This window comes from Leifsonia poae, assembly GCF_027921845.1.
Taxonomy (GTDB): Bacteria; Actinomycetota; Actinomycetes; order Actinomycetales; family Microbacteriaceae; genus Leifsonia; species Leifsonia poae.
In genome coordinates this window covers 94,241-113,002 of record NZ_BSEN01000003.1, presented here as the reverse complement: position 1 = coordinate 113,002, position 18,762 = coordinate 94,241, and the positions used below count along the sequence as shown (strand labels likewise).

Annotated in this window: 16 protein-coding genes; 11 read left to right on the top strand and 5 right to left on the bottom strand. The window is 70.0% G+C overall.

From position 1 onward, the window contains the following. The first annotated feature begins 77 nt into the window (after positions 1-77). From PKE84_RS04200 to PKE84_RS04180, 5 genes are all read left to right on the top strand, one after another. Positions 78-1,040, top strand: a complete 963-nt coding sequence (locus PKE84_RS04200; protein WP_271175962.1) for a carbohydrate ABC transporter permease — start codon at positions 78-80, stop codon at positions 1,038-1,040. Then, positions 1,040-1,987, top strand: coding sequence for a carbohydrate ABC transporter permease (locus PKE84_RS04195; RefSeq protein WP_271175961.1), 948 nt, complete (start codon positions 1,040-1,042; stop codon positions 1,985-1,987). Before PKE84_RS04200 ends, PKE84_RS04195 begins: the two co-directional genes overlap by 1 nt. Further along, positions 1,984-4,431, top strand: a complete 2,448-nt coding sequence (locus PKE84_RS04190; protein WP_271175960.1) for a glycosyl hydrolase family 95 catalytic domain-containing protein — start codon at positions 1,984-1,986, stop codon at positions 4,429-4,431. The genes PKE84_RS04195 and PKE84_RS04190 overlap by 4 nt, the downstream gene beginning before the upstream one ends. After that, a complete protein-coding gene (locus PKE84_RS04185) occupies positions 4,428-5,768 on the top strand; it encodes an ABC transporter substrate-binding protein (protein WP_271175959.1) in 1,341 nt (446 codons plus the stop codon). The genes PKE84_RS04190 and PKE84_RS04185 overlap by 4 nt, the downstream gene beginning before the upstream one ends. A gap of 69 nt (positions 5,769-5,837) precedes the next feature. After that, positions 5,838-7,004, top strand: coding sequence for an ROK family protein (locus PKE84_RS04180; protein ID WP_271175958.1), 1,167 nt, complete (start codon positions 5,838-5,840; stop codon positions 7,002-7,004). Positions 7,005-7,041: 37 nt separating this feature from the next. Here PKE84_RS04180 and PKE84_RS04175 read toward each other — a convergent pair whose 3' ends face one another. Both PKE84_RS04175 and PKE84_RS04170 read right to left on the bottom strand, forming a co-directional pair. After that, positions 7,042-8,160 (bottom strand): NAD(P)/FAD-dependent oxidoreductase, encoded by a 1,119-nt coding sequence (locus PKE84_RS04175; protein ID WP_271175957.1) that lies wholly within the window; start codon positions 8,158-8,160, stop codon positions 7,042-7,044. 105 nt (positions 8,161-8,265) lie between these two features. Further along, positions 8,266-9,576 carry a low temperature requirement protein A gene (locus PKE84_RS04170; protein WP_271175956.1) on the bottom strand — a complete coding sequence of 437 codons (1,311 nt, stop codon included), beginning with the start codon at positions 9,574-9,576 and terminating at the stop codon, positions 8,266-8,268. Positions 9,577-9,740: 164 nt separating this feature from the next. On the opposite strand from PKE84_RS04170, the gene PKE84_RS04165 reads away from it, so the two are divergent. The 3 genes from PKE84_RS04165 to PKE84_RS04155 are packed head-to-tail and all read left to right on the top strand — an operon-like array spanning position 9,741 to position 11,950. Then, positions 9,741-10,181, top strand: a complete 441-nt coding sequence (locus PKE84_RS04165) for a hypothetical protein (RefSeq protein WP_271175955.1) — start codon at positions 9,741-9,743, stop codon at positions 10,179-10,181. Between the two features lie 9 nt (positions 10,182-10,190). After that, on the top strand, positions 10,191-11,297 hold the full coding sequence (locus PKE84_RS04160; RefSeq protein ID WP_271175954.1) for a sensor histidine kinase: 1,107 nt from the start codon (positions 10,191-10,193) through the stop codon (positions 11,295-11,297). Beyond that, on the top strand, positions 11,294-11,950 hold the full coding sequence (locus tag PKE84_RS04155) for a response regulator transcription factor (RefSeq protein WP_271175953.1): 657 nt from the start codon (positions 11,294-11,296) through the stop codon (positions 11,948-11,950). The genes PKE84_RS04160 and PKE84_RS04155 overlap by 4 nt, the downstream gene beginning before the upstream one ends. A 106-nt stretch (positions 11,951-12,056) precedes the next feature. On the opposite strand, the gene PKE84_RS04150 is transcribed toward PKE84_RS04155, so the two are convergent. Together PKE84_RS04150 and PKE84_RS04145 are read right to left on the bottom strand one after the other, a co-directional pair. Further along, positions 12,057-12,953: a serine hydrolase gene (locus PKE84_RS04150; RefSeq protein ID WP_271175952.1), complete on the bottom strand. Its 897-nt coding sequence runs from the start codon at positions 12,951-12,953 to the stop codon at positions 12,057-12,059. Continuing rightward, the gene (locus PKE84_RS04145; protein WP_271176180.1) at positions 12,946-13,896 is read right to left on the bottom strand and encodes a LysR family transcriptional regulator; all 951 of its coding nucleotides are present in this window, start codon (positions 13,894-13,896) and stop codon (positions 12,946-12,948) included. The genes PKE84_RS04150 and PKE84_RS04145 overlap by 8 nt, the downstream gene beginning before the upstream one ends. A gap of 95 nt (positions 13,897-13,991) precedes the next feature. Between PKE84_RS04145 and bla the strand changes: the two genes are divergently transcribed. The 3 genes from bla (at position 13,992) to PKE84_RS04130 (ending at position 17,756) form a co-directional block, all read left to right on the top strand. Next, positions 13,992-14,954: a class A beta-lactamase gene (bla, locus tag PKE84_RS04140; RefSeq protein WP_271175951.1), complete on the top strand. Its 963-nt coding sequence runs from the start codon at positions 13,992-13,994 to the stop codon at positions 14,952-14,954. Positions 14,955-15,189: 235 nt separating this feature from the next. Next, positions 15,190-16,014: an SDR family oxidoreductase gene (locus tag PKE84_RS04135; protein ID WP_271175950.1), complete on the top strand. Its 825-nt coding sequence runs from the start codon at positions 15,190-15,192 to the stop codon at positions 16,012-16,014. A gap of 26 nt (positions 16,015-16,040) precedes the next feature. Then, entirely contained in the window at positions 16,041-17,756 is a 1,716-nt protein-coding gene (locus PKE84_RS04130; RefSeq protein WP_271175949.1) for a class I adenylate-forming enzyme family protein, read from the top strand. A 24-nt stretch (positions 17,757-17,780) separates the two neighbouring features. On the opposite strand, the gene PKE84_RS04125 is transcribed toward PKE84_RS04130, so the two are convergent. Next, positions 17,781-18,740: a quinone oxidoreductase family protein gene (locus PKE84_RS04125; protein WP_271175948.1), complete on the bottom strand. Its 960-nt coding sequence runs from the start codon at positions 18,738-18,740 to the stop codon at positions 17,781-17,783. Positions 18,741-18,762 lie beyond the last annotated feature (22 nt).

Below are 18,762 nucleotides of genomic sequence, written 5' to 3'. Positions count from 1 at the left end.
CTAGCGGATGGAGTTACTTGACAGTGTCAATTAACCATGCCTACTGTGTGTCTTGCAACCCCTGAGAAGGAAGACCAATGACGATCTCCAACGTCCCAACCGCAATCGAGACGACGACGACAGGCGCGTCACGGCGACGCCCGCGTCGTTCGGTGAACGCGTCAGCGCCCTCTCACCGCGGAGACGCCCGACTGGCCTGGATCCTGATCGCTCCGGCGATGATCGGCTTCCTCGTCTTCGCGCTCTACCCCACGCTCCGCGGCATCTACCTGAGCTTCACGGACTACCGGCTGCTGAGCGCTCCGACGTGGATCGGCGTGCAGAACTTCATCGATCTGTTCCACGACGACACGTTCTGGCAATCGCTCGGGATCACGATCTACTTCGTGCTCATCGCCGTGGCGCTCACCCTCGTCGTGTCGATCCTCACGGCCGCCGTGCTGCACCGGGTGACCAACTCCACCGTCCTGCGAGGTCTGATCATCCTCCCGTTCCTCATCTCCGGTGTCGTCGCCGCGACGGTGTGGTCATGGATGCTCGACGCCCAGCTCGGCATCGTCAACCAGCTCGTGCAGGCCATCGGCGGTGACGGTATCCGCTTCCTCACCTCCCGCGAGTGGGCGATCCCGTCACTGGCGCTGATCCATGTGTGGAAGAACATGGGCTACACCTCGATCATCATCTTCGCCGGGATGCAGACCATCCCGCCGTCGATCTACGAGGCGGGCAGGATCGACGGGGCCAGCGAGCCGAAGATGTTCTTCCGTCTCACGCTGCCGCTCCTCCGGCCGATCCTGGCCCTCGTGGTGGTGCTCAATGTGATCGGTGCGTTCCAGGTCTTCGACATCGTCTCGGTCGCGACCAAGGGCGGACCCGCTCACGCCTCCAACGTGCTGCAGATGTACATCTACCAGAAGGCCTTCGGCCAGTTCGACTTCGGATACGCGTCCGCGATGTCACTGGCCCTCTTCGCCATCCTCATCGTGATCACCTTCGTGCAGATGCGACTGCTGCGCGCGAGCGAATCGGACAACGCCTGATGACCGCAACAACCACCGCCCCTGCCGCCCCTGCCCCCACCGTCGCGGCCCGCGCGCCGCGTCGCCGGCACCGCACGATCACCGCCGGCCGCTCCGTCGCGTGGATCTACCTGATCGTGATCGTGCTCATCACGATCTTCCCGTTCTACTGGATGCTCCGTTCGGCCCTGTCGAACAATTACGCGATGATCGCCAACCCGTCGTCACCCCTGCCCGTCGGTTTCACCTTCGGACCGTTCCTGCGCGTTCTCGGTCTCGAGGACTCGCAGGAGTCGATCGCGCAAGGCGGTTCCGGTGCGACAGTGCAGATCCTCCACTATCTGGTGAACTCGATCATCTACGCGACGATCTCGACCGCGCTGATCGTGTTCTTCTCCCTGATCGCCGCGTATGCGTTCTCCCGCCTCGAATGGCGGGGCCGCGAGGTCGTGTTCTCGGTGTTCCTCGCTGCCCTCATGGTCCCCGGCATCCTGACCCTGCTCCCGAACTTCGTGCTCATCAAGGAGCTCGGGCTGCTCAACACCTTCGCCGGGATGATCCTGCCCGGTGCTCTCTTCTCCGCTTTCAACATCTTCTTCCTGCGTCAGTTCATGCTCGGACTCTCGACGGAGATCGAGGAGGCCGCGCTGATCGACGGTGCCGGCAAGCTCCGCGTGCTGTTCCGGCTGACGCTGCCGATGACCAGCGGACCGATCATCACCCTCTCGATCCTGGGATTCATCGGGATCTGGAACGACTACTTCTGGCCGCTGCTGGTCACCACCGATTCCACGGTGCAGCCGCTGACCCTCGGCCTTGCCGTGTTCAAGCAGTCGTCGCCGCAGACACAGCCCGACTGGGCAGGTCTGATGGCCGCCACCCTTGTTGCGGCGCTGCCGATGCTCATCCTCTTCATGGTGTTCGGCAAGCGCATCGTGAACTCGATCGGATTCTCGGGGCTGAAATGACTATCGACACCCTTCAGCTCGCGTGGCGCGACCCGGCGGAGCACTGGGAGGAAGCCGTCCCCATCGGCGACGGACTGCTCGGCGCCATGGTGTTCGGCGGCGCAGGCGGCCGTTACCAGGTGAACGACGCCACGGTGTGGTCGGGAGCACCGGACACCCCCGCCGACGAGCTGCGGCGCGTGTTGGCTGAAGGAGCCGGGCCAGAGCGTCTGCAGGCGGTGCGCGATGCACTCGCGACAGGAGACCTCGACCGTGCCGAGGCGCTGCTGATGGCGTTCGAAGGGCGCTACTCGCAGGAGTTCCTGCCGTTCGTCGATCTCTTCGTCGGAATCGATGGCGCCGTGCCGGCCGCCGGGGAGCCGGCGCGGGTACTGGATATCGACCGCGCGGTGGTCGAGGAGCAGCTCAGCGTCGGCGGAGCGCGTGTCACGCGGGTATCCAGGATCGTCGACCGCACGCTGATCATCGCCATCGACAGCGACGTTCCGATCGCTGAGGTGCAGGTGCGCCTGTCGACACCTCTGCGGGAGCTCGGGCGGCAGGTCGCGGACGCGACTTTGGCACTCGACATCGCCGTCCCCATCGACGGGGCGCCGCTTCACGAACCGTCCGTCGTCCCGGCGCTGCGCTACGCGGATCCGGGGGACGGGACCTACGACGGCTTCGCATCCGCCGCTCTGGCGGTGCGGAGCGATGGCACGACGGTGGCGGACGACTCCGGTCTGACGATCCGGAATGCCAGCAAGCTGCTGATCGCCCTCTCGTCGTCGACCCGCGCTGAGTCGTGGTGGGCCGGCGCGGACGACGAGTGGCGGAGCGTCTCCCACGAGACGATCCGGAACCGCGCACGGGGTCGGGCGCTCGGCGCGCTCGATGCGCTCGCCGAGAGTGCGTCCCCGGTCGTCGACGACGCCTCGCTGCGTCGTCCTGCGGCGGCGCGGTTCGCGATCGGTGGCCGGCGAGAGGGCCGCTGGGATGTGGACGCCGACATCCTGCGCGGTGCCGACGACGCATTGCGGGCCACGATCGCCGCCGAGTACGGCCGCTACCTGCTGACGTCCTCGTCGCACGCAGGGGGCCCGGCCGCGAACCTCCAGGGCATCTGGAACGGCGAGCTGCGACCGGCGTGGTCGTCGAACTACACGATCAACATCAACGCTCAGATGAACTACTGGGCGACGGGCCCGCTCGGCCTCTCGTCCCAGGCGGAGCCGCTCCTCGCTCTCGTCGAGCGCATCGCGTGCACTGGCCGCGACGTCGCACGCGAGCTTTACGGTTCGCGCGGCTGGGTCGCGCACCACAACAGCGATCTGTGGGGATGGAGCCTGCCGGTCGGCATGGGCCACGGAGCGCCGAGCTGGGCGATCTGGATGATGGGAGGCGTCTGGCTCTCCCACTCCCTGTGGGACCAGTACGAGTTCACCAGTGACACCGCTCTCCTGCGCGACCGGATCTGGCCGTTGCTGCGCGGGGCGACCGAGTTCTGCCTCGACTGGCTCCAGGTCGGGCCGGACGGCACCGCCTACGTGGCGCCGTCCACCTCGCCGGAGAACATGTATCGCGATGAGGACGGCCGCGCCCGGGCTCTCGGACTCACCGCCACGATGGACCTCGAACTGATCGGCGCGCTCCTCCAGCGTGCACTGAAGGCGATCGACACCGTCGACGCCGGCGACCCGCTCCGCGGAGAGATCATCTCGGCCCTTGCGACCATCCCCGCACCCGGGGTCGGCAGCGACGGCCGGCTTCGCGAATGGTCGGCCGACGTCGACGACTACGAGCCGGGTCACCGGCACCTCTCGCCGCTGATCGGCCTGCACCCGCTCGACCTCATCACCCCCGACGCCACCCCGGAGCTCGCAGAGGCCGCCCGTCGCTTCCTCGACGCCCGTGGGCCGGGGGCGATGGGATGGTCGTGGGCGTGGAAGATCGCGCTGCGCGCCCGACTCGGTGACGGCGACATCGCCGCGGATCTGCTGCAGCAGGCGCTCACGCCGTACGACGGCGATGCCCGCCGTCACGGACCGGTCGACGGCTCCGAATGGGGCGGGCTGCTCCCCAATCTGTTCAGCACCCACCCTCCGTTCCAGATCGACGGCAACCTCGGTTTCCCCGCCGCCATCGCCGAGCTTCTGCTGCAGAGCCACGAGGGGCGCATCCACCTCCTCCCCGCCCTCCCGACGGCCTGGCCGGGCGGCCACGTCACGGGCCTCCACGCCCGGGGCGCCATCGCTGTCGACATCACCTGGTCCGACGGCCGCCTCGGCGAGGCCGTGCTGCACAACCCGCACACGACACCGCGTGAGGTGCGCGTGCGATACGGCGGCGCAGACTTCGACGTCCGGATCCCCGCAGGGAGACAGGCCATCGTCACGAACCCACCACAACAATCCACCCCCGGCACCGACGAAGGCGCCCGGGCAATCACAGTGAGGAACTCATGAAAAAGCTCCGCATCATCGCAGGCCTGGCAGCGGCCGGACTCTCGGCCGTCGGCCTCGCGGCGTGCTCGTCCGACAACGCCTCGAGCGAGAAGGTCACCGTCAACTGGTGGACCTGGGACGATCACCAGGCGGCCAACTACAAGCTCTGCATCCCCGGGTTCGAGAAGGAGAACCCGAACATCAACGTCAAGATCTCGCAGTACAACGTCAACGACTACTTCACCAAGCTCACCGCCGGGTTCGTCTCGGGCACCGCGCCGGACGCGTTTCAGAACAGCGTTCCCCTGCTCGGCCAGTACGCGGGTCAGAAGCAGATCATGCCGCTCGACGATCTGATCAAGAAGACGGACTTCGACCTGAGCACGTTCAACATCGGCGTGGACTCCTGGAAGTACACCGACGGCAAGCAGTACGGCATCCCGCTCGACTGGGCGGGCGCGGCGATCTTCTTCAACGAGGACATGGTCAAGGCCGCCGGCTACACCGACGATGACATCAAGAACATGACCTGGAATCCCGACGACGGCGGCACGTTCGACAAGATCGTCGCCCACCTGACCGTCGACAAGAACGGCAAGCGCGGCGACGAGGCCGGATTCGATAAGACCAAGGTCAAGACCTACGGCATCGGAACGCTCGCCGCCGGGGACTTCAACGGCCAGACCTCCTGGAACCCGTTCGTCACGACCCTGGGCTGGAAGCTCGGCGGCGACGTCAAGGCGTGGCCGAAGGAGCTGCCCTTCGACGACCCTCGCCTCGCGAAGACCCTCGACTACGTGCGCACCCTCGGCGACCGCGGCCTGATGCCGAAGTTCGGCCAGTTCACCGTCTCCTCCTCGGAGCAGATGGGCGCCGGACAGGTCGCGATGGCGCAGGACGGGACGTGGAACGCCACGACCCTCACGAAGGTGCCCGGCCTGAAGGTCGGGATCGCGCCGACGGTGAAGGGCCCGGATGGTCGCGGGATGATCAGCAACTCCAACGCCAACAACATCTTCGTGGGAACCAAGCACGTCGACCAGACCTGGAAGTGGGTCTCGTACATGGGCACCGTCGGATGCCAGACTGTCGCGGGCAAGACCGCGACCTTCCTGCCGTCGATCGCGGCAGCCCTCCAGTCGACCGTCGACGCCCAGAAGGCCGATGGGGTGGACATCTCCAGTTTCGTCGACGCGCTGAAGAACGACGAGCTGTACCCGGCGCCCCCGACCGCGAACGGACAGGAGCTGGTTGACACGCTGCAGCCGATGTTTGAGGCATTCTTCAGTGGGGAGGGCGATTCGTCCTTCCTGAAGGCGGCGCAGGAGAAGTCGAAAGAGATCCTCGCCAAGAAGTAGCAGATCGAGACCGGCGGGCGAGGGTGCGCCCTCGCCCGCCGACCTCATTCCGATCAGAGAGAGCGCACCATGAACGATGAGACGCGGACGCGGACGGCGCTGCTCGGATCGTCGTCGGACGCGGCCACGCGCGTGTTCACTACGATCCTCACCCGCAGCCCCATCAGCAGGATCGACGTCGCCCGACTGACGGGGCTCTCGCAGGCCGCCGTGACGAAGGCGGTGACGCCGCTCGTCGCCGCCGGTCTCCTCAACGACTCTCTCGACCCGACGCTCACCGGGCTCCCGGGGAGACCCGTCAGTCCGGTCGCCGTCGTCCCCGACGCCGTGGTGGCGCTGGGGGTCAAGGTGAACGCCGACGAGATCATCGGCGTCGCCACCGACCTCACCACCCGCATCATCACCTCCGACCGTCTGCGGCTGACCTCGCACGACCCGGCGGCCGTCATCGATGCCATTGTGGAGATCTGCGGGCGTCTTCGAAGCGGCCTCGGAGGACTCAGGTCGCGTCTGGCGTGCATCGGCGTCGCTGTGTCCGGCGACGTGGACATGGAGTCGGGAGTCGTTCGCGACTCCGCGCTGATGGACTGGCGCGGCGTCGAGCTCGGCGATGCGCTGGCCGAACGGCTCGGGCAGCGCATCGTGGTCGAGAACGACGTTCGGGCGCTCACGATCGGCGAGCACTGGTTCGGTGTCGGTCTGGGTACGAGCTCCTTCGCGATCGTCACGATCGGGCGCGGGATCGGAAGCGGCCTGCATCTGAATGGTGAGGTCGTCGAGGGTGCGTACGGGGTCGCGGGAGAGATCGGCCACCTGCCCCTGACCTCGCCCGACCGCATCTGCGCCTGCGGACGCCGAGGCTGCGTGGAGGCCGTCGCTGCAACGGCCGCGATCGTGGCAACCGTATCGGCCGGCCTCGGGCGTGAGGTCTCCATCGAAGAGGCGGTCGAGCTCGCCAGGGACGGCGACCCGGTCGCCGCTCAGGCATTCGCCGAGGCGGGCACCGTGATCGGTGCGGCCATCGCCAGCCTTGTCAACATGGTCGGTCCGGAACTCGTCATAATCGGCGGTGAGGGCGTGGTGAACTTCGATCTGATCGAGGAACCGCTGCGCCGGTCGTATGCCGAGCACGTGTTCGCGTCGGCCGACCGGTGCCGTATCGTCGTGCGCCCCCACACCTTCGAGGACTGGGCACGCGGCGCCGCCGCCACGGCGATCCGGTCGCTGGTGGTCTAGCCCGCGGATCGCGGGCCCCCGACCCTCGTGCCCGCGGCTACCGGTGCGCCGCGACCGGCGCGAGCAGCCCGGCCGCCGGTGGCGGGGTCTCCCCGTCGATGACGGCCGCGAGCCGGTCTCCGACCAAGGGGCCCATGGTCAGGCCCGCGGCGCCGAAGCCCGCGTTGACATAGAGCCCGTCGAAACCCTCGAGGGCACCCACGATGGGCAGCTCGCCCTTGGGGAGCGGTCGCAGTCCGACCCGGGTCTCGATGAGCGTCGCGTCCGCGAGGCCCGGCGCCACCGAGAGGGCGTTCTCGAGGATCTGCCGTTGGCCGTCCGCCGTCACGCGCGGGTCGAATCCGGAGCCGGTCTCGCGCGTGGCGCCGACGACGACGCGCGAGTCGTCGAACGCCACCAGGTAGTGGCTGGCGACCGGATGGACGGAGGGCCAGGACCGGGTGTCCGCCGTCCCGACGCGCAGGTGCGTGATCTGCCCGCGCTGCGGCTCCACCGCGATGCGCAGCCCGAGCGGCTCGATGACGCGGTCGGTCCACGCCCCGGCCGCGACCACGATCGAGTCGGCTTCGAGGACGCGATCTCCGACCGCGACGGCCCAGCCTCCCCGTGGCGCCGAGACGAGGGATGCGGTGCCCGGCACCACGACGGCGCCCAGCGATTGCGACGCGGCGAGCAGTCCTGCGCGGAGCGCGCGGCCGTCGACGCGTGCACCGCCGGCAATGTGGAGTGCCTCGAAATCGGGGCCCAGCGGCGGGAAGAGTTCACGTGCGCGCTCGCCGGAGATGCGCGAGACGGTCCCCATCGCCGGTGCATCGGCCGCGCGCGCGGCGACGCGGGCTTCGACGTCGTCCAGCACTCCGCTGTCCCGGTTGACCACCAGTGCGCCCGCGCGTCGGTAGCCGATGTCGTGAACACCGGTCTCCGCCAGCCGCCGGATGAGCTCGTCGTAGTAGTCGGCGCCCGCCGCGTAGAGCCGGTAGAACTCGCCGTCGACCGACGAGCTCCACGGCTGGATGATGCCGGCGCCGGCCGCCGTCGCGCGGCCGTCGAACTCGGCCTCGACCATGGTGACGGTCACGCCGCGCCGCGCCAGCCCGAAGGCGGTGGCGGCACCGGCGACGCCGGTGCCGATGACGATCGACGTTCTGGCGGACATGGCTCTCCCTCGCTGTGGAATCCGGGCTGTGGAATCCGGGCTGCCGTCCCAGCTTCACACAGACACGGCCGCCGCGGCGGCTCACCAGGTCAGTGCGCCGTCGTATCAGGTCGTCGAGCGCTCCCAGGCGCGCAGGGTGTGCTCGTAGCCGACGAGCTCGTGCCCGACGACTTCGACCACGGCGCCCAGCGCCGCCAGACCGATCACGGTGCTCAACGCCGTGAGGGCGCCCGGTTGCGAGAGGTCCAGCGGCTCGCCGGGATTCACGAGCAGTCCGACGACGACCGCGGCGCAGAGCGGCGCGAGTGTCGCCAGCAGCAGGGGCAGGTGCGTCGTCAGGTCGAACGAGCGCATCAGCACCGACCAGATCAGGAAGATGAGCACGACTGTGATCGCCAGAGGAACGGTCAGTGACAGGGCGATCCCGAACAGCGAGACGCCGCCGTGCTGAACTGCGATCGTCGTCAGGTGCAGACCGGCGCCGATGGCAGCGATGGAGCCGAACAGCGGAAAATGCGCGTTGCGCCACGCGAACAGCCTCTCCGGACGCTCCTCGAGCACCGTGCGCGAGGGCACGAGGAAGTACGTCCACCAGACCGCGGCGGCGATCACGAGCCCGGAGGCCGCGATCATCACCGCCTCGGGCGACCAGTCCTTCGCTTGGATGAGCGCGCCGACCGCCGCCGTGGTGCCCGCGATGACCTCGCCGATCGTGATCAGGGTCAGCAGCCCGAACCGCTCGGCGATGTGACCGGCGTTCCAGGGGGCGTGGCCGAACCGTCGCGCCGCCGCGATCGGTGCGGTCATCTCGGCCAGCGCGAGCACGACCAGCGCGATCACCGTCGGCACGGTCGGCAGCGGCAGGATCGCGGTGAGGAGCCAGCCCACCTGCGCGATCGAGATGATCCAGACGTAGGCCAGAGAGCTCTTGCGATGACGTGGATCCTGCACGGCGGCCGACGCCCAGAGCGCGATGAGCGGGATCCGCATGATGATGTAGCCGATCACCAGCAGCAGGTTGTTCGGGCTCCCGCCATGGGCGGCCGACTCGAAGCTCACCGGAAGTCCGTACGTGAGCACGATGACGCCGATCATCTGCACGATCGTCGCGAGCCGGAACACGACGTCGTCCGTTCCGTACGCCGAGGTGAACCAGGTGAAATTGAACCAGGCCCAGCTCACGGCCCACACCGCGAACACGAACGCGCCGATCGCCCGCCACACGTCGCCGCGTGCGAGCTGCTCCGCGAGCTGATCGGATGCGGCGGCGAACGCGACCACGTAGGTGAGGTCGTAGAGCAGCTCCAGCGGCGTGACCGATCTGCCGCGCTCCGTCGGATCGCGGCCGGACATCCGCCGGATCCGGTGATGGAGCTCGGACCTGAGCCGGGCTGAGAAGTCGGTCGTCGCGCTCATCGTGTCCTCCTGCGGTGCGAGTCTGCCGCAACGGCGGCCTCGGAGGTAGCCCTCGCCGCCTCGTCTTCTGCGCGGGACGGGTGCCGGCACCACTCCACCGTTCGGTGACGGAGTCCGGCCGAACGGTCGATCCGGCGCCGGGTCCCATTCGAGACGCTGGAGGCATGACAGAGACATCCGCTCCCGCACACGCCCGTTCCGTCGCCGCCGATGCCGCGCGCCGTGCCGCCTTCCGGCCGATCCTGGTGCTGCTGACCGCCTTCCTGCTGGTCAGTCTCGCCATGGAGGCCGTGCTCATCGTGCAGAACGCGACGGGCGCATCCGTCGCCATCGCGATCTGGATCCGGTGCTCCCTCGTGCTCGCCAGCTCGGTCGTCCTGGTGCTGATCGCGGTGAGCGCCGCGCGAGGGTCGCGCGACTCCTTGACCCGCCTCCGGATCATCAGCCCCGTGGTCGTGATCGCGGTCGTCGTCATCGTGTCGATCCCCGGTTTCCTGCCCGACTGGGTGCGCATCGAGCAGGCCGTCTGCGGCGCGCTCGTGCTGCCGGTGGCGATCCTGGCCAACCTGCCCCGCATCCGCGCCCACTTCCCGAAGGACGCGTAGGGTCGGCGTATGGTCGATCCGCGCTGGCGGGCCGTGCTCACGGTCGTGCCCTACCTGATGGCGGGGATGCTGGCCGCCTTCGCGCTCGGGGTGGGCTGGGGGGACTGGGCACGACTCGTGCCCGAGTTGACGCTCTGTGCCGCATACGCCCTGTGGGTCCTCGTCTTCCGTGACCTCCGGATGCCCTGGAACGGCCGGCCCGCCACCGTCGCCGTGCTGATGACCGGCGTCATCGTGATCAACCTCGCTCTCGTGCAGCTCGACAGCTGGTTCGCGTTCCTCACGATCGGGACCTTCTCGATGGCCTACTCGCTCGTCTCCTGGCCGTGGGAGCTCGTCGCGGTCGCCGCCACGGCCGTCGTCGCCGGTCTCGCGCAGGCGTCCAGCCTCGGCGTCGACCCGGCCGGCATCGCCGGGAGGACGATCGTGGTGCTGATCAACGTCATCATCATGTGCGGCCTCTCCTGGGGCCTCCGGGTGGCGCGACAGCAGCAGGAACGCGCGTCGACGGAGGCGGAACGTGCGCGGCTCGCGCGCGAGATCCACGACACGCTCGCGCAGGGCTTCGCGGGCATCGTGACGCAGCTCCAGGCCGCCGAGCACGCACCGGATGAGACCGCCCGCGCTCGTCACACCGACTCTGCGCTCGCGCTGGCCCGGGACGGACTCAGGGAGGCGCGGCGCTCGGTGCAGGCGTTGCGCCCCGCCGTGCTCGACACGGCCGGGCTCCCGGAGGCGATCGCGACGACCGCCCGTCGCTGGTCGGAGCGCACAGGCATCCCGGTCGAGGTGCACACCGCCGACGCGGCCGGCGCCCTCCCGACGGAGGCCGAGGTCACCCTGCTGCGAACGGCCCAGGAAGCTCTCGCCAACGTCGAGCGCCATGCCGGTGCGCATCAGGTCACCCTGAGCCTCTGGCACGACGCCCGCGGCGCGCGGCTCGAGGTGCGTGACGACGGTCGCGGTTTCGATCCCGCTGCAGAGCGCACCGACGGCCCCGAGGGCGGCTACGGACTGATCGCCATGCGCGAGCGGATCACGGCCGTCGCCGGTCAGCTCGTCATCGAGTCGAGCCCGGGCCGCGGCACGGCCGTCCGGGTCGAGGTGCCCGGATGACCGCCGTGCGTCTGCTGGTCGCCGACGATCATCCGGTGGTCCGTGACGGCATCGTGGGCATGGTGTCGTCCGACCCCGGCATCGAGGTCGTCGGCGAGGCGTCCGACGGTGCGGAGGCGGTGGGCCTCGCGCGTGCACTGCAGCCGGATGTCGTGCTCATGGATCTCCGGATGCCGGGGACCGACGGCGTCACGGCGATCCGGGAGCTCGTGCGGCTCGGGATCCCGAGCCGCGTGGTCGTCCTGACCACCTACGACGCGGACGCCGACGTGCTGCCCGCCATCGAGGCCGGTGCGACCGGCTATCTGCTCAAGGACGCGTCGCGCGACGAGCTGGTGCGGGCGGTGCACGCGGCCGCGGCGGGCCACGCGTCTCTCTCGCCGTCCGTCGCGTCGCGCCTGGTCGACCGGGTGCGCACGCCGGAGGCGAGCCTGCTCAGCCCGCGCGAGCTCCAGGTGCTCGGACTGGTGGCGGACGGCGCGACGAACCGCGAGGCGGGCGCGCGGCTGCACCTGAGCGAGGCGACGGTGAAGACGCATCTCCTCAGTGTCTACGGCAAGCTCGGCGTCGGGGACAGGGCCGCTGCGGTCGCCGAGGGCTTTCGGCGCGGTCTGCTGGGCGCGTCCTCGTCTCCGGTCCGCAGGCCGCGCTAGTCGGGCAGGGTGCCCGCGCTGATGTTGATCGTCGCCGCCGCGATCTCGTCCATGGCAGCTCCTGCAGTGAGATCGACTCGGCGACGCCGGACCTGCGTCCGTCCCCTCACCCGCGCAGGTGGCGGTGCAGCTCGCGCGCAGCGGCGCCGAGCGCGGCTTCCGCGGCGGGCTGCGCCGTCGCCGCGACCGACGATGCGCTGAGAGCGACCACGGCGAACCGCGACCCGTCGGCGTGCTCGACGACGCCGGCCTCGTGGCGGAGATTGAGCAGGGTGCCTGTCTTCGAGGCCCAGCGCGCATCATCCGTCGCGAAGTCGGGGGCGAGCCGGTGGCGGATGACGTTGGCGTGCAGGAGCCCGCGCAGCCGTTCCGCGACCACGCGCCGGACGCCGCGCTCGCGCCACACCGCCTCCAGTAGGTCAGCGAACCCGGTGGCGGTCGTCGTGTTCGTGCGTGCCACATCGAGCTGGCGCACGGGATGGCCGTGCGCCGGTGTGCTCCCGCGGATGGCGAGGGTGTGGGCGAGGTGCGCTTCGTCCGGCGCGAATCGTTCGAGGGGCGTGTCGCTGAGGTCCGCGAACGGATGCCGCACCACGATCCCGCGGATGCCGAGCCTGTCGAGGTCGGCCATGACCTCCGCGGCGGGCACGAGCTGCAGGAGCGCGTCGGCGGCGCCGTTGTCACTGATCGTCAGGGTGAGGGACACCAGGTCGTCGACCGCGATCGTCGACGGATGCCGGAAGCGGCCGGTGCCGGGAGTGATCTCGGCGGGATCCCCCGGAGGCAGCGTCACGGGCATCGCGCCGTCGAGCCGTCCGTCGGCGATGCGGTCGAGCACCGCCAGCGCCAACGGGACCTTTGCCAGGGACGCCGCCGGGATCGGGATGTCGCCGTCGAGTGAGACCTCCCTGCCGTCGTCGAGGTCCCTGACGACGAGCGAGGCGCGCAGTCCGGCGCGCGCGAGCTCGGCGCGCACGTCGCCGAGCAGCCGTTCGTCACGCATCCGGGGCCTCCTCCTGGTCAGTCGGCTCCGTCGGCTCCGTCGGCTGCGTCGGCTCGAGCGCCGGACCCGGGACCGCGCCGAGCGCGGCGGCGAGCTCGTCCGCGACGGCATCCTGAACGGTGCGCACGTCGTGCTCGCTGTCGCCGATGAGCGCGAACCCGCGGGCGAGGGCGAGGCCGGTGAACGGCCGCCAGTGCAGCCCCAGATCCTCCGCCTCCGCCTGCGTGCAGAGCAGCAGATCGCCGTCGGCGAGCACGCCGGCGAGGGCGGCCGTCAGCGAGGTGTCGACGGGGAGCTGCCCGGGCGCGAGACCGGCGGCGAACCCCGCGCGCGTCAGGATGTCACGCACGTGCGGCAGGTCGTCCTCCGGGCAGATCCGCAGGCGCGATCCCGCGTCCTCGTCGCGGCGCGTGCTCCCTGACCGCACGGCGCGGAGTCCTTCGAGCCGGAGTGCCCGGTGGAGGGGGCGCCGCGAGGCCGCGCCGAGCTCGACGACCCAGAGCGCTTCGGCCGGAGGAACGTCGGCGATGGCGACGCGCACGCCGAGCGTCTCGGCGAGTTCAGTGCGGCGCAGCGGAGGCAGTCGTCGGAATTCCAGGCGGAGACCGGCGGCGCGGCCGGCGGCGTCGGCGACGGCGAGGTCGCGGGTGGAACAGGTCTCCGGCACGGCGATCGTCACCGGCCGCAGCCGCGCACGTGCGGCGTCGAGGTCGAGTTCATCGGCGAGTCGCACCAGGCGGCGCGCGGAGGGCACGAGGTCGCGCCCGAACGGCGTGAGCACCGCGCGGCGTCCGGTCCGCTCCAGCAGGGGACCGCCGAAGTGCTGTTCGAGGGCGAGGATGCGCCGGCTCGCGACGGACTGTGCGACATCCAGAGCCGCGGCCGCGCGGGTGACGGTTCCCCGTTCCTCGATCGCTACGAGCACGCGACAGGCTGCGATCATGTCCACTCGAGCAGCCTAGTCCGATGCTGAACGGGCATCGATTGGAGCGTTCCGGTCTTCGACGGGATGGATGGTCGCGGGTGAGGGTGGAGCTCATGCAGATTCAGACACGATTCCTCGCCAGTGCGGTCGCGGTCACCCTCGGTGCCGCCGCCGTGTTCTCCAGTGCGCCGCTGTTCGCGGCGCCGGGCGTCTCGCCATCCGGATCCGCGGCGGCGACGTCGACGGCGGCGAGCTCGACGGCCGCGGCGCCGGTCGCGTCGACGACAGGGGCGGCCCTGACGCGCGCCTTCGCGTCGCTCGAGCGCACGCACGACGCGCACCTCGGCATCCTCGCGATCGACACCGGCTCGGGCCGCACCGTCGGCTACCGCTCGGGGGAGCGGTTCCCCTTCGCCTCCTCGAACAAGACGTTCATCGCGGCCGCCACTCTGCAGCGCTCGTCGACCGCGGATCTCGAAACCGTGGTGCACTACACACGTGCGGACCTGCTCGAGTACGCCCCGATCACGAGCCGCTTCGTCGACACCGGGATGACGGTGCGGGAGCTGCTCGATGCGATGCTCCGCTTCAGCGACAACACGGCCGCGAACCTGCTCGTCGCGCGGCTCGGGGGACCGCAGGCGGTCGAGAACTGGTTGCGCGGCATCGGCGATCGCGTGACCGACGTCGATCGCATCGAGCCCGACCTCAACGAGGCGCTACCGGGAGACCGGCGCGACACGACCACCCCTGCGCAGTTCGCTGCCGATCTCCGCTCGGTGCTGCTGGGCGGCGTGCTCGAGACGAGCGACCGGATGCTCCTGCGCAACACCATGCTCGACAACACGACGGGCGACGACACGATCCGAGCGGGCGTGGATCCCGCGTGGCCGGTCGCCGACAAGACCGGAACGGGCGAGTACGGCGTGCGCGACGACATCGCGGTGGTCTATCCGGCGCACCGCGCTCCAATCGTCGTCGCGGTGCTGACCAGAAAGGACACTCCCGACGCGACCCCGGACAACGCGCTGCTCGCCGCGGCCACGAAGCTCGCGGTCGCCTCGCTCACCCGCTGACGCGGGCGGACGCCGCTGCCGCTGAGGTGCCCCGAAACGTCGCTCCCGCGCCCCGGGAACGACGATTCGGGGCCCCTCGCCGTCGGCGTCGGGACGGCCGTTGCGGAGGCACCCTCCGCCGGGTCTAGACTGACGGACGGCATCGAGTAGACGCACAGGAGCAGCGACGAACGAATCGGGATCCGGCCCAGACCAGGCGACCACGCAATCGGCCGCGCGTCGGCGACGTGCGCTGGTGACCGGCGGGTCGCGCGGCATCGGCCGCCGCATCGTCGAGGTGCTCGCCGCGGATGGTGTCGATGTCGTCTTCACCTACCGGCGGGAGGCGGACGCGGCCCAGGCCGTGGTCGACGCCGTCGCCGCATCCGGTGGATCGGCGCGCGCCCACCGGCTCGAGCTCGAGAGCGACGACGACATCGACCGGATGTTCGACGACGAGTTCCCGGCGGGCGAGCGCATCGACATCCTGGTGGCGAGTGCGGCGGCATCCGTCTTCCGGCCGCTCGCAGACCTCAGCGCGCGCAACCTGGAGCGCTCGTGGTCGACCAACGTGCGCTCGTTCGTGCTGCTCGCCCAGCGCGCCGCGCAGCGGATGCGCGCCGTCGAGAGTGCGCGCCCCGCCTCAGGAGGCCGCATCATCGCGGTCACCAGCTACGGCAGCCATCGCGCCTTCCCGCTGTACGGAGCGATCGGCTCCGACAAGGCCGCCGTCGAGTCATGGGTGCGCCATCTCGCCGCCGAGCTCGGCCCTGCCGGCATTACGGTGAACGCGGTCAACGGCGGCCTCATCGACACGGACTCGCTGCACTACTTCTACGGTCACGACGACGTGCCCGACCTCGACGTGATGACGTCGCGCATCCCGCTCGGCCGGCTCGGCACGGTCGACGACATCGCCGAAGCCGTGCGGTTCCTCGCGTCCGCGAACGCCGGCTACATCACCGGCCACACCCTCGTCGTCGACGGCGGTCTCACCGTCGTCGCGCCCCCGTTCTGGTCCGAGTTCCGCCAGAGCGACCCCACCGATCCGAAAGCGAGTCGACGCCCACTGGACGCCTGAACCCTGCCCGACCCTCCAGGAAAGACATGACCAGCACCGACCCGAACACCCGCACCGCTCCTGACGGCGGCACCCCCCAGCCGAACACCGAGTACGACCCGAGCACCCTGCGTTCCGTGTTCGAGCAGCACTTCACCTATGCGTCAGCGGTCGAGCGCAACACCCACCGCTATGCAGCGCGGACCGCGATCACCGATCCGCCGACCGGCCGCAGCTGGACCTACGCGGAACTCGGGCGGGTGACCGGCGGACTGGTGGCCGGTCTCTCCGCTCGCGGGGTCGGCGTCGGCGACATCGTGGCCTACCAGTTGATGAACACCCCTGAGTTCGCCTTCCTCTATGTGGCGGCGCAGGGGCTGCGGGCCGTGAGTTCACCGATGAACTTCCGCCTGGCGCCGGGCGAGACCGCCCACATCCTCGACGACTCTCGCCCGGCCGTCTTCGTGTACGACGCGGCAGCGAGCGACGATGTCGCCACCGCGCTCGAGCTCGCCGATCACCGCCCCGCCGTGCTCGCCGCCGTCGGCGACGGCCCGCTCCTCGAGGGTGCCGTGCGGTTCGACGACCTGCTGGTGCCGGATGCCCCGTCGTTCCGCGCGCCCGAGGGAGCGTCGGTCTGGGACGAGACGTCCCGGCTCTACACGAGCGGCACCACCGGGATGCCCAAGGCCGTGCCGCTGACGAGCCTCAACGAGGTGCTCACCGCGCACGACGTGATCATGCACTTCCCCCTCGCGCCCACCGACAAGACGATGAACATGTCGCCGTGGTTCCACCGGGGCGGCAACTACTGCGCCGGACCGAACACGGCCTTCTACGTCGGGGCCGAGGTCGTCGCACTGCCACGGTTCGACGCCGCCATCGTGCTCGACAGTGTGCAGGACTACGGCCTCACCTACGTGATCGGCGCCCCGACGAACCTCGAGCGCCTCGCGGATGCGCAGGAGGCGGAGCCCCGCGACCTCAGCAGCCTGCACGGCATCGTCACGATGGGCGCACCGCTCGACCGCTCCGCCGCCCTGCGCTACCAGCGCGTGCTCACGCCGCGCATCGCCAACGGCTACGGCACCACCGAGGCGTTCTGGAACACCTACCTGCGTCCGGAGGATCTGCCGGATGCGGCGGGCGCCGCGGGCCGTGCCTGCCTCGACGACGACGTTGCAGTCGTCACGGTCTACGGTGACGACCGGATCGCGGAGCCGGGCGACCTGGCCAAGAAAGACGGCCACGAGATCGGCGAGGTCATCATGCGCACCGTCAAGAGCGGCTACGCCTACATGCACAACCCTGAGGAACAGGCCCGCAAGTTCCGGGGCGCGTGGATGTACCCGGGCGACCTCGCGAGCTGGGATGCGAACGAGGTCGTGACGATCATCGGCCGCAAAGACGACATGATCATCTCAGGCGGAGAGAACGTGCATCCGGTGCAGGTGGAGGAGGTGCTGGCCGGGCATCCCGATGTCGCCGACAGCATCGTGGTCGGCCTGCCCGACGACGAGTGGGGCGAGGTCGTGGTCGCGTATGTGCAGCCGCGGGAGGGCCGGCTCGCGGATGCCGCCGCTGCGGCCGCGACACTCGACGCGCACTGCCGGGCGAGCGTCTCGCTCGCGGACTACAAGCGTCCCCGTCGTTACGCCTTCGTCGGCGAGCTGCCGTACACGGCGACCGGGAAGAAGCAGCACTTCATCCTCAAGAAGCAGTCGAGCCGGGATGCCGAGGCGGGCCTGTTCGTCACGCCCTGACTCTCACCTGACTCCGCTCGCCGGCTACGGGGTGAGCACGACGCGCTGTGCGGCGCGCGCGTCATCCGCCCACACCTCAGCGACGTGCTCGAGGGGGACGGCGACGGCATCGATCGTGAAGGCGCCGTCGGTGATGGCGTCGGCCAGGGCGGGCAGCTCCGCGAGGATCTCGCGTGTGCTGACCGACCCCTGGCCGCTGCCGACGATCTGCAGGCGTGCCGCGCGCAGTGCGGCCGACGGGATCGACGCCGTCGCGCCGGCCACCGAACCGATCTCGATCCAGCTGAGCGGTCGGCCGCGGTCCGTGCGATCCGAGACGACCGCGACCATCGCGGCCGCCGTCGGCTCGCCCCAGAGATAGTCGAGCACGAGATCCACGTCGGCGGCGGTCTCGCCGAGCCGGCGCGCCACCTCGTCGGCGCGCCCGTCGAGACGGACGGTGGCCGTCGCTCCCAGCGCGGGCAGCATCGCCAGGCGGTCGGCGTCACGCCCGGCGGCGATGATCTCGCCCGCTCCCAGGTGCGCGGCGACCTGCACGGCGAGCCGGCCGGCGTTGCCGGTGGCGCCGAGGATGAGCACGCTCTGCCCGGGCTCGAACCGGATGCGCTGCCGCAGCGCGAGCCACGACGACATCGCCGGGTTCATGGCGGCCGCCACCGCGATCGGGTCGCTGTTCGGCGGGAGCACGATGCTGCGCCGCACATCGATGACCGTCTTCTGCGCCATGGAACCCAGCGTCGTGTCCGGGAGGATGAAGTAGCGGAGGGCGCCGTGCCGGTCGCGCCCGACGCCGTCGATGCCGGGCACCAGGGGGAGGGCGCCCGTGCTCGTGTAATGCGATCCGTCCGCCTGGGACCGCACGCGAGGGTGGAGGCCGGCGGCGATGACGTCGACCACCAGTTCGTCGTCGCTGTGGGCGGACGGATCGGGGCACTCCTCGGCGGCCGGGGCCGTGCCGAAGTGTGAGACGACCGCTGCGCGCATCGTTCTCCTCCTGATCATTTTT